The sequence below is a fragment of the Nonomuraea sp. NPDC050547 genome, assembly GCF_044457345.1.
Lineage (GTDB): Bacteria > Actinomycetota > Actinomycetes > Streptosporangiales > Streptosporangiaceae > Nonomuraea.
In genome coordinates this window covers 305,732-321,426 of record NZ_JBITGW010000010.1, presented here as the reverse complement: position 1 = coordinate 321,426, position 15,695 = coordinate 305,732, and the positions used below count along the sequence as shown (strand labels likewise).

Genomic DNA, 15,695 nt, shown 5'->3' with positions numbered 1-15,695 from the left:
CGGTTTCGGTCATGTCATAACTCCGCCACCGGGCACTCATGGGCTCGGGGACGCCGACCTGCGCGTGCGCGTACCCGGTCGAAGGCGGCCTGGGCCACCCTGCGGGGTCAGGCGTCCTGCCGTGTCGGCTGGCCGAGCAGGCCGCCCTCCGCCGCGGCGACCGCCGCCTGCACCCGGTCGCGCACGCCGAGCTTGGTGATGATCGCGGCCACGTAACCCTTCACGGTCGACGGGCTCAGCCCGAGGCGGGCGCCGATCTCGCTGTTGCTCAGCCCTCGGGCCACCTGGACCAGCACGTCCTTCTCCCGGGGGGTGAGCATGCCGAGCTGGTCGCCGTGCGCCGGGCGGGGATCCGTGGTGAGCAGGTGGGTGATCATGCTTCCGGTCACGGACGGGTCGAGCAGCGCGCCACCGGCGGCCACCACCCGTACGGCGTCGATGATGCGCTCCGGAGTGCTGTCCTTGAGCAGGAATCCGGCCGCCCCCGCGCGCAGGGCCCCGAAGACGTGCTCGTCCATGCCGAACGAGGTGAGCACGACCACCCGCGTACCCGGCGCCTCGGCCAGGATCCGCTTGGTCGCCGCCAGCCCGTCCATGCGCGGCATCCTGATGTCGACGAGCGCCACGTCGGGACGGAGTGACACGGCCAGGTCCACCGCGTGCTGCCCGTCCGCGGCCTGCCCGGCCACGCGCAGGTACGGCTCCGCCGCCAGCACCGCGACGATCGCGGCACGGACCATGGCCTCGTCCTCGGCGACCAGCACCGACGTCGGGTTCACGCCGGCGACCAGACGCGCACCGTGCCGCCCGAGTCCGCCGGCCCGAAACCCCCATCCATGGGACACACCCTACGAAGAGGGTCTTATGGTTTCTGTGAGCCCGGTCTTCCGCGGGCTACAGGTCGTTCTCGTGCTTCAGGGCCTCGTCGACCCGGTCGAGCACGTCGGTCAGCTCGGCCTCACCGTGGGCGGCCGAGACGTACCAGATGCCGCGACCGGCCACCCAGACGCCGTGCGCGGCCAGGGTACGGGCGAATCGGGCGTACCTGGCCAGGTCGAGCGCGTGGAGTCCGGCCAGGTCGTGGACCGGCCGCGGTGGCCCGAAGCTCACGTGGAAGGCCACCGGCAACCCCTGTATCCGCAGCGGCACACCGTGCCGCCGTCCCAGCTCGGCCAGCCCCGCCATCAGCCGGCGCCCGTGGTCCTCGACGCGCGCGTACGGCGGAGCCGAGGTCAGCGTGTCGAGCGTGGCGACGACGGCGGCCGCGGCCATCGTCGAGGCGTTGAACGTGCCGGAGTGATTGACCTCCCCCGTGCCGAACCTGGCCATCAGGTCGCCCCGCCCCGCCAGCGCGCTGACGGGCCAGCCTCCCGCCAGCGCCTTGCCGTACACGGCGAGGTCGGGTGTCACGCCGAAGTGCCCCGCGGCGCCGCCGAGCGCCAGGCGGAACCCCGTGATGACCTCGTCGAAGACGAGTACGGCGCCGGCGCGTTCCGACAGTTCGCGCACCAGGCCGAGGAAGCCGTCCCTGGGCGGGATGGCGCCCGCGTTGCACATCATCGGCTCGCAGATGACGGCGGCGATCTCGGCGCCGTGCCGGTCGAACAGGGCCGTGAGGGCCTCGGCGTCGTTGAAGGGGACCACCAGCCAGTCCGCGAGCGCGCCGGCCGGCTGCCCGGCGGACGCGGGCCCGTGGCCGCCGTTCGCGAAGTCCATCAGGACGTTGTCGAGCCAGCCGTGGTAGTGGCCGGCGAATCTGACGATCCGCCGCCTGCCGGTCGCGGCGCGCGCCAGCCTCAGCGCGGCCTGGACGGACTCGGTGCCGGAGACGCCGAATCGGACGGTGTCGGGCCAGCCGGTCGCCGCGATGAACCGCTCGGCCGCCTCGACCTCCAGTGGATGCTGGGCGCCGAAGACCATTCCCGACCGGGCCGCTTCCGCGACCGCGGCCGACACCCTCGGGTGGGCGTGGCCGAGGAAGGCGGGGCCTTGGCCGAGCAGGTGGTCGACGTACTCCCTGCCGTCCAGGTCCCACAGGCGCGCGCCCTCGCCCCGCCGGAAGAACACGCGTGGCGCGCCGAGCCGGACGTTGGAGCTGACCCCGCCGGGGATCACCCGCTCCGCCCTGGCCGGCAGACCTTCGGCGAGCATGCTCACGGGGCGCCTTCCAGCAGCAGGATCGCGTCGACCTCGAGGGCGAATCGCGGCAGCACGGCGGGGACCGTGGTCCGCGCGGGGTAGGGCTTGGACAGGCGCTGTTCGCAAACCTCGTTCCACTGCGCGAAATCGGCGAGGTCGTTCAGGTAGGCGCCGAGCCTGACGACCCTGCCGAGGTCGGCGCCCGCGGCCCTGGCCAGCGCCTCCAGGTTGTCGAACACCACGTGCGCCTGCTCCGCGAAGGTCCCTCCGGCCAGGTTGCCCGACCCGTCGAACGGGCCCTGCCCCGAGATGAAGAGGAACCCGCCTGCGCGGATCGCCGGGGAGTAGGGGCCGGCGGGCGGTCCGCAGTCGGGACTGATGACAGCTTCGAACACTGCAGTCACGTTCCATTCACTGAAACTAGAATTCCGATAGGTAGACCAAATCGCACCGGATCGTGGAAGTCAAGACCGAGGATTTCTGTCACCTGGAATCGCGCTTTTATCTGTTGGAGCGAAACTTGCTATCGTCTTGCTGGTATCTCGACCGTTTCGACCATCGTTCGACCATCGGAGGAAGCGTGCAGGTGGTGAAGCGGGAGGCGACGTACCCGATCAGGGCCGTCGACCGCGTCTGTGACGTGCTCGACCTGCTCCAGGAGTCGCCTGAGGGGGTGTCGCTGACGCTGGTCGCCGAGCGCACCGGGCTGCCCAAGAGCTCGGCCATGCGCTACCTCATGGCGCTGGAGGCCCGCCGGTACGCCGAGCGCGACCCCGCCGACGGGACCTACCGCCTGGGCATCGCCTTCAGGTTCGACCGCACGCGCTACCTGGAGCTGGTGCGCAACGCGGCCGAGCCGTACCTGGTCAAGCTGCGTGACCGCTTCCACGAGACGGTCAACCTGGGCATGCTCTACGGGGCCGAGATCGTCTACGTGGCCGTGGTGGAGAGCGAGCGGTCGGTCAGGCTGTCGGTGGACGTGGGCGCCAGGGCGCCGATCCACTCCACGGCGATCGGCAAGGCGATCGCGACCCAGCTCGACGAGCACCGGCTGCGCGAGATCCTGGGCCAGGCCGGCATGCCGGCCATGACCGACGACACGATCACCGACCCCGACGCCTACGTGGCCGAGGCCGCGAAGGTCGCGGCCGAGGGCTACGCCGTCGACGACTGCGAGGACCAGCCCGACGGGCGGTGCGTGGCCGTCCTGCTGCCCGAGGTGCCCGTGCCCTCCGCGCTGAGCGTGAGCGCCCCCGCCTCCAGGTTCGCCGTGGAGGACGCGGCCCGCATCGCGCACCACCTGCGCAAGGCGGCGCAGGAACTGGCCGAGACGATCCGCGCGCTCCCCGCTTGACGCGGCCTGGGGAGCGCAGGCTAGTTTGAACCAGCAAAACAGCGGTTCCGTCTGACGAAATGGCGCTCCCCATGACCCGGCACCGAGTCGGCATCGCCGGCCTCTGGCACGAAACCAACACCTACGGCCCCCACCCGGCCGACCTCGCCGCCTTCGAGGCGTTCGAGCTCCTCACGGGGACGGCGATCGTCGAGCACCACGCCGCCACCCGGTCGGTGATCGGCGGCTTCCTCGGCCACACGGACTTCGACCTCGTGCCGGCCTTCTCCGCGGGCGCCTGGCCCTCGGGACCTGCGCCGGCCGCCACGCTGGCCGTCCTGCTCGACGGACTCACCGGCGCCCTGGCCGCGGCGGGCCCGCTGGACGGGCTCCTGCTCAACCTGCACGGCGCGATGGTCGCCGAGGGCTGCCCGGACGTGGAGGCCGAGGCGCTGCGCAGGATCCGCGCCCTGGTGGGCGACATCCCCATCGCGGCCGTGCTCGACCTGCACGCCAACCCGTCCCCCGAGTTCGCCGGCCTGTGCGACATCGCGCTCAGCTACGACACCTACCCGCACGTGGACATGTGGGAGCGTGGCAAGGAGGCGGCGCAACTGCTGGCGCTGGCGCTGGACGGCCGCCCGCTGGTGACCGTGGTGGCGAAGGCGCCGCTCCTGACCTGCCCGCTGGCGCAGGCCACGGACGCCGAGCCGATGCGCGGGCTGCAGGCGCGGGCCACCGCCAGGGCGCGCGCCGCGGGGCTGCTCAGGGCCGGGGTCACGGCCGGATTCGCCTACAGCGACGTGGCCAGGGCCGGGATGAGCGTCCTGGTGGTCGCCGACGCCGGCCTGGCCGCCGCGGCGCGCGCGGTGGCCGGTCGGTGCGTCGAGGACATCGAGGCGCACGCGGACGCCTTCACGGTGGAACGTCCCGGCGCCGGGAACGCGGTGGCCCTGGCGATCGAGGCGGCTCGCGCCCCTGACCGGCGGCCGGTCGTGCTGGCGGACCTGGCCGACAACATCGGCGGAGGCAGTGCGGGCGACGGGACCGCGCTGCTGGCGGAACTGCTCGCCCAAGGCGCGGAGAATGCCGTCGTGGTCATCGCGGACGCCGAAGCCGTCGCGGCGGCGGCCCAGGCGGGTCCCGGCGGCCGGGTACGGCGGGCCGTCGGCGGCAGGTCCGACCGCCTGCACGGCGAGCCCGTCCCCGTGGACGCGACCGTGGTGTCGGTCTCCGACGGCCGCTACACCACCCAGGGGACGTGGATGACCGGTCAGAGCTTCGACATGGGGCCCAGCGCCGTGCTCGCCGTGGACGGGGTACGCCTCGTGGTGACCACCAGGCCCACCCCGCCCTTCCACCGCGAGCAGGTGACCTCGCAGGGCATCGACCCCGCCGAGGCCGGCATCATCGTGGCCAAGGGCGCGGTCGCCTGGCGGGCCGCCTACCCGGACGCCAGGACGGTCATCGAGGTGGCCACCCCGGGCGCCTGCGCGGTCGACCTCACCCTCCTGCCCCGTACGGCCACGCCGCTCAGGGTGGTGTGAGGGGCCGCGCCCGGGGTTCCCAGCCGAGGGCGTCCCTGGTCGGATGCCAGTCCAGGTACTCGCGCTCCCGGTCCCCCGTGACCGGGTAGGCCCCGAAGGGCCCGCGGTGTTCTAGCGCGGCGAGGAAGGCGCGCGCGACGTCGCCCGCCGCGGTGCCGACCACCCGCTCCGGCATGGAGGCGCAGCTCAGCCACTCATCGTCCGGCATCGGGGCGGCCAGCCGCAGTGCGACGACGTGCATCGCGTGCTCGCGCGCCGCGGCCTCGCACACCTGCTCGCCGAGCCGCTTGGTCAGCCCGTAGGCGTCGACCTCGTCGGCGGCGGGATCGGCCGCGTAGTCCCGGTGCAGGTAGCCGGCGAACACCGACATGCTGCTGGCGTACACCACATGCCCGGCCCCGGCCTTCGCCGCGGCGGAGAGGGTCAGGTACAGGCCTTTCACGGACACGTCGAAGTGGCTGATCGCCCAGCCGGGGCCGTCCCGCCAGCCCGCCTTGCGTCCCATCGCCAGGTACACCACGGCGTCCTGGCCCTCCACCGCCGCCGCGACCGCCTCCGGGTCGGTGACGCTGCCCGCCAGCCAGTCGCCCTCACGCGGGTCGGGAACGCGCGGGTCGAACAGGCGCAACTCGTGCCTGTCCGACAGGGCGGGGGTGATCATCCGTCCCACCTCTCCCGCGGCGCCGACCACCAGAACCCGCATCACCGCACCCCCGCGTCCCAGACCGGGGCCACGGCCGCCCTGCCGTACAGGCCGTCGAAGGTGGCGCTGCCGTCGTCGCCGGTCACCACCAGCCGCGCGCCGCGCGGCTGAACCGGCATGGTCCCGATGTAACGGCACTCGTCGAACAACTGCGTGATCGTCGCGTAGTGCCTGGCCCTGCCGTCGCCGAGGTCGAAGGTGAGCAACCGCCGCGGATACTCCACCGTGTACGGCGCGGCCATCCGGTACCTCTCCAGCGCCGCCTCGTCGACGGTGACGCCGAGCCCCGGCCCGCCCGGGATCCTGGCGTAGCCGCCCCGGATCTCGATCGGGTCCTCGATCAGGTCGTCGGAGTAGACGTTGAGGCAGGTCACCGCGGGCCATCTGGCATGTGTCAGCACCCCGCCCAGGTGCAGCGTGAACGCCGTCGTCAGCCCGGCGCCGACCACCTGGAGCCAGCAGTTCTTCTGGAACGCGGCGGCGTGCTGGCCCTGCGCGAGCAGCCCGGAGACCCCGGCCAGGCACAGCACGAACCCGTCGAGCGCGTCCTGCCTGATCCATTCGGGCAGGAGCGTCTTGGTGTAGTGCTCGGCCAGCGGCCGGTCCACGCGGGCGCGCAGCGACCTGAAGCCCGCCACGTCGTCCTGCTTGATCGGCGACTCGTAGATGCCCACGCGTTCCTCGCGGTCGAGCTCGCGCAGCACCTCGACGGCCTGCCCGGGGGTGAGCAGCATGCCGTTCCAGTCGATGTCGAGGGCGAAGTCCGGGGGGGTGACCCCGGCGATCGCGGCGACCTGCTCCCTGATGTCGAACCAGGGCCTGGCCTTCAGCTTGTGTGAGCGGTAGCCCTCGGTCAGCGCCTCGGCGGCCTCCTGCGCCAGCACCTCGGCGGGCATCTTGGTGCTCCACCACGAGATCGGGCACCAGTCACGCACCAGCGGCAGGTTCAGCAGCCGGTGCATCGGCACGTCCAGCGCCTTGCCGACGATGTCGAACAGCGCCATCTGCAGCCCGGCGCCGAGGCTGTCGTCGGCGAGGAACTCCGCCGGGTTGCCGCCGGTCACCCTGGCCACCGCCGTCTCGGAGACCGTCTGCCACGTGTAGTGCGGGAGCGTCTCGCCGTACCCGACGATGTCGGGGTCGTCGGTGCGCACCCTCAGCACCTCGATCACCCCGAACTGGCCGACCAGCAGTTCGTTCCACGGCCGCGCGCGTTCCCTGAAGGGCACGCGCACCACCACGCGCTCGACGTCCACGATGCGGAGCTTCATCGGCGCACCCGCCCCGCGGCGAAGCGGCGGGCGAACCCGATCGCGCGCCCGTAGGCGGCCTCGACGATCTTCTGCCCCATCTCGGCGCCGGCCAGCCGGGCGTCGCCGAGCGCCCCGCTGTCCGTCCAGGTCTCGAAGGCGACCGGCAGGTCGACCCGGCCGGACGGGGGGTCGGTGTCCCGGTCCGGCGGCGCGCCGGGCGCGGGTGGACCGATCAGGTCCGGGCGGACCAGGTGCGGCGCGATCGCCATCGCCACCGACGTCTCGCTCTGGCAGGCGTGCCCGTAGCGGCCCTCGGGGATCAGCTCGGCGATCGTGTCGGCGGCCAGCAGGGCCCACATCAGGTGGGCCATCTCGACGCCGTGATCCCTGCGCAGTTCCCTGGCCGCGAGCCTGATCGGGTCGGTGTTGCCGCCGTGGCCGTTGACGACCAGGATCCTGCGCAGCCCGTGGTGGGCCAGCGACTCGGCCAGGTCCGCGAGCAGCGCCAGGTACGTGGCCGGCCTGAGGGTGAGCGTGCCGGGGAAGGCCAGGTGGTGCTCCGACAGCCCGTACGGCACGGGCGGGCACAGCACGGCCGCCGCGCCCAGGTCGGCGGCGAGCCTGCGGGCGAAGGCGTCGGCGATGCCCATGTCGGTGTCCAGGCTCAGGTGCGGCCCGTGCTGCTCGCACGCGCCGACCGGCAGGATCGCCACGCCGGCCGCGGCCAGCGCCCGCCCGGCCTCCTTCGTGGTCATCCTGGCCAGCTCGTTGGTCATGCGGTACTCCAGGTGGCGAGGGCCCGCAGCGCGGGCAGGACGGCGGTGATCGGCAGCGGGACCGGGCGGCCTTCCGCGACGGCGGCCACGAACGCGGCGTCCTGGGCGGCCAGGCCGACGCGTTCCATGGCGTCGTCGCCGCCGCAGCCGGCCAGGACGCCCGAGGGGCCGAGCAGCGAGCCGCCGGTCAGGGTCAGCGTGGTGTCCTCGGCGATCAGCAGCAGGTCCCTGACCGCCGAGCGCGAGTGGTAGGACAGGGACAGGGTGGCCAGGCCGCCGCCAGGCGTGGTCAGGACGGCGCCGGCGTCCATCGGCCTGCCGCTCCCCCGCCAGGCGGGGCCGCGCGCGCCCGCCACCTCGGCGTCCGCGTCGAGCAGCCACAGGGCGGCGTCGACCAGGTGGGCGCCGTGGTGCCACAGCACGTCGTCGGTCCAGCCGCGGGTGTCGGCCTGGCGCAGCATCAGCGTGCGGCCGACGGCGTGGCGTACCCGCAGCCCCGATTCCACCAGGTCGCGAGCTCTGCGGTACGGCGGGCAGAACCGCAGCGTGTGGGCCGCCATCACCTGCCTGCCCGAGTCGTCGGCGACGCGGACCACCTCCAGCGCGTCGGCGAGGCTCATGGCGACGGGGACCTCGCACAACACATGACACCCCGCGCGCAGCGCGGCGAGCGTCTGCGGCACGTGGAACACGTTCGGCGAGCAGATCACCACCGCGTCGAGCCCGGAGGCCGACAGCAGCGCGTCGAGGTCGGGGTGCGCGGCGGCGCAGCCGTACAGCTCGGCGAAGCGCGCGGTCGCGGCCGGGTCGGGCCCGCACACGCCAGCCAGCCGGGCGCCCGCCGCCCGCAGCGCCACCGCGTGCCGGGCCGCGATCGCCCCGGGCCCGGCGATCCCCACGGTGATGGTCATACGGTCGTCATCCGGCCCGTCCGGCAGGATCGCGCGGCGGCCAGGCAGAGCCGGGCGCTGAGCAGCCCCGCCGACAGCGGCGAGCGGCTGTCCGGCGCGCCGTGGCAGGCGGCCACGAACTCCCTGGCCAGTTCCAGATCGCCGCCGAAGTGCTCGTCGCCGGTCTCCGCGCGGCCGCCGTGCTCGGTGACCGTGCCGCTCATGTGGTCGATGAGGGTGACGCGGCCGGTGTACCAGTCGAAGCTGATCGTGCCCTTGTGCCCGATCAGCGTGGCTCCCCGGGCGGCCGCCCGCCCGCGGGAGTAGAAGTTCTGCGAGTAGGACACGTGCAGGCCGGACTCGTAGCGCACGAGCGCGCTGCCGGAGTCGTGGTTGCCCACGTCCTCGCCGTAGACGCACCTCCAGTCCGCCGTCGCCTCCCGGCCGCCCGGCCCTTCCGGGCAGGTGTGCCGCAGGTCGCAGTCCGAGCAGCGCAGCCCGGCGGGCATCGTGCCGCCGAAGACCGTCCGCGACTCCATCGCCACGACCTCCAGCGGACGCCGGCCGATCAGGTAGGTGAGGTAGTCGAAGTCGTGCGTCGCCTTCTGCAGCCAGAGCCCGCCGGTCAGCGCCGTGTCACGCATCCATCCGTGGAAATAGGACGCCACCGCGTACGCGGGCACGTTGTTGACCGCCTGGACGTGCGCGACCTGCCCGATCACGCCCTCGTCCAGCAGCCCGCGCACCGTGCGGGCCAGGCTGGACAGGCGCAGCGGGAACGACACCACGACCGGGCTCGTCGCGCCCTCGGCGGCGGCGGCCAGCGTGTCGTACTGCGCCCGGTCGATCGCCACCGGCTTCTCCAGGAACAGGGGCAGTCCGGTGGCCAGGACCCGCAGCGCCATCGGGGTGTGCAGGTCGCACCGGGTGCCGATGAGCACGCCGTCCAGGTCGGCCGAGTCGAGCATCGTGGCGGCGTCGTCGTAGCGGTCGGCGCCCTCGGGCGCTCCCGCCGCCGGGTCGGCGATCGCCACCACCCTGGCCCCGGGGTCCACCCGCCCGACGGCCGACAGCACCGCTTTGATGCGCCGGCCGTAGCCGATCACGCCCAGCCTGGTCATTCGCGTCTCACCTCAGGTGGTTCTGGTAGGGGGCGCCGAGTTCGCTGAGCACCGGCGCGGCGACCCGCAGCGTGCCGGCCGACAGCTTCCTGACGCCGAACTTGACGACGCCCGTCGCGGGTAACCGGTCGACGTAGGAGACCAGGCGCCAGGCCGTGTCGTGGGTCACGGCGCCCGCGTGCAGCACGTTGTCCCAGAGCTGCCCGCCGGTGCCCGCCGCGTCGACCCGCAGGTAGCAGGCGAAGTAGACGTACTTGCCGGCGAGTTCCGGGTTGGCTGCCAGGTCGAGGGGGAAGCCGAAGTAGTCCGTGTCGCCGGCGCCGTTCAGGGTGAAGACGGCCTGCCTGCGGTGGGTCGTGGCCGCCGCCGCCCAGGTGCCGCCGCCCGCCGACCCGACCATGACGAACCCGGACAGCGGCGGCGCGTAGTTGACCGGCGCCACGCCGTCGATGAGCGCCGTGTGGAACGTGGTGGTGGGGGCCGATCCCAGCTCGTCGATCTCGATGGGGTCGAGGACGGCGTGGGCCGCGTGCGGGCTCCAGATCGCGTTGCCGCGCTGGAGCACGCCGTTGACCTTCGCGCCGCCCGAACCACCCGTCCGGTTCGTGCCGGTCTTGAGGAGCACGTACCGGGCGACGCCCGTCGTCTGGTAGCGCAGCACCGTGGTGCCGGAGATCTCCAGGGCCGCGTCGGCCGAGTAGCAGACCACGATGTGCTCGGCGGTCGTGGGCGCGACCACGTTGTCGGCGAAGCGGATCGTGCCCACCGGGTAGGCGGTGTTGACCACGCCCGCGGTGCCGGACCCGTTGACGATCACGCTGGCCTTCACCGTCCTGGCGGGGTCGGTGAAGGTGTAGCCGGTGGTGCCGTTGTTCTCGAAGTAGTTGCCGACGATCTGCAGCGGGCTGACGTAGAAGCGCACGAAGATCCCGGCGACCAGGTTGTCCTCGATCGTGCAGCCGTTGATCCTGACGCCGAGACAGCTGTGGTCGAGGTTGATGCCGATCTTGGCGTTGTTGAAGATCTTGGTGTTGGTCACGTTGAACGCGTTGGTGCTCGCCGCGCCGACCCGGATGCCGTCGCCGGAGTTGCTGGAGAACTCGCAGGTCTCGACGTCGTTGCACCAGCCGTTGCCGATGTACAGGCCCGCGGTGGCCGTCCGCTTCACCAGGATCCGGCGGAACAGCGTGTGCGCGACGGACAACGCCTTGATCCCGTACGGCACCCTGCCGCCGCCGTCGACGGTCAGGTCGGAGAACTCGTACCTGTTGCCCACGACGTTCTCGGTCAGGGTGAAGGCGAAGACGGCCTCCATACCCGCCGGAGGCGTCGCCGGGGCGGTCACCAGCGTGTACTTCGCCTGCGTCAGCGCGCCGTCCGAGCCGAATCCGTCGCCGACGATCCGGATGGGCGCCTTCGCGGAGTCGATGACGATCGTCTTGCCGACCAGATACTTGCCGGTGGGCAGGTACACCACTGCCCCCGCGAGGCTCTGCGCGGCGGTCACCGCCGCCTGGATCGCGTCGCTGTCGTCCTGGACGTTGTCGCCCACCGCGCCGAACCAGCGCACGTTCAGCGGCCCGTCGAAGATCCGCAGGAAGCGCTGCCCTCCGTTCGACACCAGGACGGTCGCGCCGTTGTCGTCCACGGCCGTCGAGCTCCCCCGGTAGGAGAAGACGCCTTCCTTGCCGGGGTCGGTGACGTAGAAGTGGGTGGCGGCGGGGGCCGCCGTCACGAGCTTGAGCTGGCCCAGGGTGGTGGCCGGCAGGCCTTCCGGTACGGCGGCGGCGTGCGCCGTACCCGGCAGGAGAGCGGCGGCCACCCCCGGCACGGCGATCGCGGCCAGCGCGCCGCGCCTGCTGAGGGGGGCGGGGTGCTCGGTCATGGCATGCTCCTTCAGACTCGTCGGGCCAGGTGGTCGGCGGGCCAGGCCAGGGCCATCCCGCGACCCTCACGCAGAAGCGCCTGGAAGTCCGCCAGGAGCCCGGGTTCTCCGGCGACCGCCTGGGGCTCGGTGCCGCGCCGTACACAGAAGGCGGCGAGCGCTCCGGCGGCCTCCCCGATGCTCCACTCGACGGGGTGGACGCGGTAACAGCCGTTGGTGATGTGGGTGGTGCCGATGTTCTTGGCCGCCGGCAGCAGGTTCCGCATCCGTACCGGCAGCAGGGCGCCCAGCGGGATCTGGAACGGGTAGGTCGAGACGTCCACGTAGTTGCGGCCCGACGCGGTGGGGTGCAGGTCGATCCGGTAGGCGCCGACGCCGACGGAGTCGGCGAACCGCTCCGCGCCCGCCAGCCCCGCCCGCGCCTCCACCCCGACGTCGAGTTCGGTGATCCGGCGGCGGCTGACGATCCGCCGCCCCTCCCGCACGTACGGCGCGCGGGCCAGGCCGTCGCGCGTGCCCATCACCGAGCCGCACGGCCGCAGCCCCCGCCGGCCGAGTTCGGTCTGCAGCCAGTAGACCAGCGACAACGTCAGCTCTCTCGCCTCGGCCAGCCGGGTCTGCCTGGCCGGCGTGTCCACGCCGGTGACGACGCCGCCCAGGTAGTCGTTCTGCGGCCAGTTGACCAGGGTCACGTCGGTGCGCGCGGGCTCGTAGTGCGCCCCGTAGCGGATCCGGCGAAATCGCCAGAGGTCGGGCAGCTCCCACCGGCGCGGTTCGAGTGTCCACGGGTGCGGCACCGTCAGGCTGAGCAGCCTGTCCGGCCAGCCGGGCGGCGCGAAGGCGCGCCAGCGGTCGTACCCGGCGGGGCGCTCGATGGTGTGGTCCTCCCCCTCCCGGTTCTCCAGCGCCACGCACCAGGTGATGGCCTGCTGGGTGCCCTCGTCGGCCGGTCCCTCCAGGGCGTGCGGCTCGCCGGTGTCGTCCTGCGACTCCGCGCCGAGCACGTGCTCCGTACCGGTGAGCGGCAGGAGGTCGCCCTCCTCGGTGGCGTCGAGGACGTAGCCGGCGCCGATCGTCACCAGCGTGCCGTCCGGCCGGGCGAACGTGACCGCCTCGACCCGGTCCCCGGTGACGTCGGCGTGGACGGGACGCGGGCCGCGCAGCACCTCAAGGCCCGCGGCCAGATCATCCAGGACCTCGGCGATGACCACGGGCTCGGCGCAGATCGGGCTGACCGCCCCCTGGCCCGGGTTGAGCAGCGGGTCGGCCCGCGCGGCGGGCGTCAGCTGCCTGTGGGTGCGATACCAGTCGCGCAGCGCCGCGCGAAAGCGCCGGTACGTCGGGGTGACGCCCAGCCGCTCCGTCCACCCGTGCTCGTCGGAGGGCACGCCCTGGGAGGTGAGCTGGCCGCCGAGCCACTCCTGCTCCGAGACCAGCAGCACCGACGCGCCGCCCTGCGCGGCCGCGAGCGCCGCGGCCAGCCCGCCGGTCCCGCCGCCGACGACGAGGACGTCGTAGCGGTCCCTCATACCGTCACCACCGATCCCGCGCGGCGGGCGCGTTCGGCGGCGAAGACCGCGAGGTGGGTCTCCAGCGACTCCAGCGCCCCCGACCGGATGCGGGTCGCGTCACCGGTCGCCACCGCCGTCACGAACGCGTCCATCAGCGCGGCGTCGCCGCCGCCGTGCCCGCCCGCGACCGTCGCGTCACCGGCGGGCGCCGCCTCGGCGACGCGGGTGCGCTCGCTGACGAAGTCGAAGACCTCCGCGCGCTCCCCGTCGCCCTCCAGCGAGCCCCGGGTCCCGAACAACCGGGTACGCCGGTGCCCGCCCTTGACGAAACCCGTCATGGTCAGCGAGCCCGTCGCCCCGCCCTCGAACTCCAGCGAGACCACCTGGTGGTCGACCACGTCGTTCCTGCCCAGGTAGACGCACTCGCCGTACGGGCCGGTGCGCAGCGCCCGCAGGATGGAGCCGTCGTCCGGCTCCGGCGTCAGCACGTTCATCGGCCAGCCGTGGCCGCGCTGGTTCTGGAGCCTGAGATAGATGCGGTCGGCGGCGTAGGGGCAGCCGGCGGAGACCCCGCAGTCGAGGCAGCGATCGGCCGCGCCCTCCGGCCGGTTCTCCGGGCGGAAGTGGGTGAGGGAGCCGAAGCTGGAGACCCTGGCGATCGGGCGATCCATCACGTACCGCAGCCAGTCGACGTCGTGGCACGACTTGGCCAGCAGCATCGACGAGGACGCCTCCTCGCTGCGCCAGTTGCCCCGGACGTAGGAGTGGGCCTGATGCCAGTAGCCGACCGGTTCCAGGTGCTGGACGGAGACGAGGTCGCCCAGTTCGCCCGAGGCGACCACGTCCTTGATCAGCTCGGTGTATCGCGTGTACCGCATCACGTGGGCGACCGCGAAGAGCACCCCGGCCTCCAAGACCGCGGCGACGACGCGCTCGCAGCCCTCGGCCGTCGGCGCGAGCGGCTTCTCCAGCATGATGTGGTAGCCCTGCGCGGCCAGGGCCTCGGTGGGGCCGACGTGCTCGCGGTCGGGGGTGGCGATGATCGCGGCGTCGGCGAGCCGTCCCGCCCGCGCGAGTTCCTCCCACGAGCCGAACCGCGCTCCGGCCGCGACGCCGGGGAGCGCGTCCGGCCTGGGGTCGGCCACGGCCACCACTTGCGCCCGGTCGGGATGCCCGGCCGCCCAGCGGGCGTAGCCGGACCCCCGGCTGCCCGCGCCGACGATCGCCAGGGTGACGGGGCTCATCGGTTCTTCCAGTACGTCACCGTCTCGTCGGCGAGCTTCCGGACGAACTCCGCCGCGGTGATCCTGCCGAAGATCAGCTCGTCGTTGACGGGGAAGATCACCTTGGTCTGGTACTCGGAGAAGTCGGAGCCCGCCCGGACCTTGACGATGCGGCCGGCGTCGAGGAGCTTCTTGATCTCCGCCACCTCCGGCGCGGCGGGGACGTCCGGCCTGATCGCGATCTCCTTCGCCGTAGAGGCCAGCTGATCCTGGTACTTCTTCTGCAGGAAGAAGGAGATGAACTGCTTGGCGGCTTCCTGGTTCTTCGCCTTGGCCGGGATGCCGAACCCGACCAGGGCCACGTTGGCCGGTGGCGCGGGCCTGCCGCCGACCGCCGGGAAGGGGAAGGCCCGGTAGTCGAAGCCCTGCTTCGCGTATGGCAGCGTCTCCCTGGGCAGCCAGGTGCCGCCGTAGATGAAGTCGGCGTCGCCGTTGGCCCACTTCTGCTGCTGGGCGGGGAACTTGCTCGCGGTGTATCCGTCGGCGAAGTAGCCGCCCTTGGCCAGCTTCTCGATCAGCTTGGCCGCCTCCAGGTACGCGGGCTTGAGCCAGGTCTGCCCGGTCTTGTCCTTGACCGCGTTCACGTAGCCCTCGTCGCCGGCGACGGCCATCGTGAAGTAGGTCAGGTAGTAGGCGTTGTAGCCGGTGAGGCTGCCGTCCTGGGCGATCGGCCGGCGTCCCTTGGCCTTCTCCGCGTCGAGCGCCGTGAAGAACTCGTCCCAGTTCTCCGGCGCCGCCGCCGCCAGCTCCGGATGGCTCTTGCCGTCGTAGAAGAAGGCGTAGCTGGAGGCCTGGTAGGGCACCATGACCGGGCTCGTGCCGCCGACGGGCGTGGCCACCGTCTTGTAGGCGTCGCCGACCAGGTCGCCCACGGTCTTGTCCTCGCCGGGAACCTTCGCCGCGTAGACGGGGGTCATGTCCAGCGCGTTGCCCGTGGAGGCCAGCGCGCTGACCAGTTCGGTGTTGTTCGTGTCGAGCAGGTCGGCGGGGACGTTGCTCGTGTTCAGGGTGGGCAGCAGCGCCTTGGTCGGGTTGCGGCCCTTCCACTGCACCTTCACCCTGATGCCGGTGGCCTTCGTGAACTCGGCGACGGCCTGCGCCATCACCTTCTGGTCGGCCTCGCCCTCCGACCACATGCTCCAGAGGGTGAACTCCTTGCCGTCCCCCGAGGAGGACGAGCCGCCGCAGGCGGCCGGCGTCAAGGTCAGCAGGGTCGCCGTGCCCGCGGCGAGAAGTCTCGTGGTGGTTCTCATC

The 15,695-nt window shown here is 72.6% G+C and carries 14 protein-coding genes; 2 read left to right on the top strand and 12 right to left on the bottom strand.

The window, feature by feature from the left end; all coding sequences use genetic code 11:
* Positions 1–107 precede the first annotated feature (107 nt).
* From ACIBHY_RS26185 to ACIBHY_RS26175, 3 genes are all read right to left on the bottom strand, one after another.
* The gene (locus ACIBHY_RS26185; protein ID WP_397307957.1) at positions 108–779 is read right to left on the bottom strand and encodes a response regulator; all 672 of its coding nucleotides are present in this window, start codon (positions 777–779) and stop codon (positions 108–110) included.
* Between the two features lie 115 nt (positions 780–894).
* Positions 895–2,151: an aspartate aminotransferase family protein gene (locus tag ACIBHY_RS26180; RefSeq protein WP_397308017.1), complete on the bottom strand. Its 1,257-nt coding sequence runs from the start codon at positions 2,149–2,151 to the stop codon at positions 895–897.
* A 2-nt stretch (positions 2,152–2,153) separates the two neighbouring features.
* Positions 2,154–2,534 carry a RidA family protein gene (locus ACIBHY_RS26175; protein WP_397307956.1) on the bottom strand — a complete coding sequence of 127 codons (381 nt, stop codon included), beginning with the start codon at positions 2,532–2,534 and terminating at the stop codon, positions 2,154–2,156.
* 185 nt (positions 2,535–2,719) lie between these two features.
* On the opposite strand from ACIBHY_RS26175, the gene ACIBHY_RS26170 reads away from it, so the two are divergent.
* Both ACIBHY_RS26170 and ACIBHY_RS26165 read left to right on the top strand, forming a co-directional pair.
* The gene (locus ACIBHY_RS26170) at positions 2,720–3,493 is read left to right on the top strand and encodes an IclR family transcriptional regulator (protein WP_397250938.1); all 774 of its coding nucleotides are present in this window, start codon (positions 2,720–2,722) and stop codon (positions 3,491–3,493) included.
* A gap of 71 nt (positions 3,494–3,564) precedes the next feature.
* A complete protein-coding gene (locus ACIBHY_RS26165; RefSeq protein WP_397307955.1) occupies positions 3,565–5,019 on the top strand; it encodes a M81 family metallopeptidase in 1,455 nt (484 codons plus the stop codon).
* Here the strand turns inward: ACIBHY_RS26165 and ACIBHY_RS26160 are convergent.
* The 9 genes from ACIBHY_RS26160 to ACIBHY_RS26120 are packed head-to-tail and all read right to left on the bottom strand — an operon-like array spanning position 5,006 to position 15,694.
* The gene (locus tag ACIBHY_RS26160) at positions 5,006–5,722 is read right to left on the bottom strand and encodes an NAD-dependent epimerase/dehydratase family protein (protein ID WP_397307954.1); all 717 of its coding nucleotides are present in this window, start codon (positions 5,720–5,722) and stop codon (positions 5,006–5,008) included. The genes ACIBHY_RS26165 and ACIBHY_RS26160 overlap by 14 nt on opposite strands.
* On the bottom strand, positions 5,722–6,993 hold the full coding sequence (locus ACIBHY_RS26155; protein ID WP_397307953.1) for a mandelate racemase/muconate lactonizing enzyme family protein: 1,272 nt from the start codon (positions 6,991–6,993) through the stop codon (positions 5,722–5,724). Before ACIBHY_RS26155 ends, ACIBHY_RS26160 begins: the two co-directional genes overlap by 1 nt.
* On the bottom strand, positions 6,990–7,751 hold the full coding sequence (locus ACIBHY_RS26150) for a creatininase family protein (RefSeq protein WP_397250946.1): 762 nt from the start codon (positions 7,749–7,751) through the stop codon (positions 6,990–6,992). Before ACIBHY_RS26150 ends, ACIBHY_RS26155 begins: the two co-directional genes overlap by 4 nt.
* The gene (locus ACIBHY_RS26145) at positions 7,748–8,662 is read right to left on the bottom strand and encodes a Gfo/Idh/MocA family protein (RefSeq protein ID WP_397307952.1); all 915 of its coding nucleotides are present in this window, start codon (positions 8,660–8,662) and stop codon (positions 7,748–7,750) included. The genes ACIBHY_RS26150 and ACIBHY_RS26145 overlap by 4 nt, the downstream gene beginning before the upstream one ends.
* Positions 8,659–9,762, bottom strand: a complete 1,104-nt coding sequence (locus ACIBHY_RS26140; RefSeq protein WP_397250950.1) for a Gfo/Idh/MocA family protein — start codon at positions 9,760–9,762, stop codon at positions 8,659–8,661. Before ACIBHY_RS26140 ends, ACIBHY_RS26145 begins: the two co-directional genes overlap by 4 nt.
* Before the next feature lie 7 nt (positions 9,763–9,769).
* Positions 9,770–11,647, bottom strand: coding sequence for a glycosyl hydrolase family 28-related protein (locus ACIBHY_RS26135; RefSeq protein ID WP_397307951.1), 1,878 nt, complete (start codon positions 11,645–11,647; stop codon positions 9,770–9,772).
* 11 nt (positions 11,648–11,658) lie between these two features.
* Complete coding sequence (locus tag ACIBHY_RS26130; protein WP_397250954.1) at positions 11,659–13,176, bottom strand: FAD-dependent oxidoreductase; 1,518 nt, start codon at positions 13,174–13,176, stop codon at positions 11,659–11,661.
* Positions 13,173–14,402, bottom strand: coding sequence for a Gfo/Idh/MocA family protein (locus ACIBHY_RS26125; RefSeq protein ID WP_397250956.1), 1,230 nt, complete (start codon positions 14,400–14,402; stop codon positions 13,173–13,175). Before ACIBHY_RS26125 ends, ACIBHY_RS26130 begins: the two co-directional genes overlap by 4 nt.
* Positions 14,399–15,694, bottom strand: a complete 1,296-nt coding sequence (locus ACIBHY_RS26120; RefSeq protein ID WP_397307950.1) for an ABC transporter substrate-binding protein — start codon at positions 15,692–15,694, stop codon at positions 14,399–14,401. The genes ACIBHY_RS26125 and ACIBHY_RS26120 overlap by 4 nt, the downstream gene beginning before the upstream one ends.
* Position 15,695: the final 1 nt, after the last annotated feature.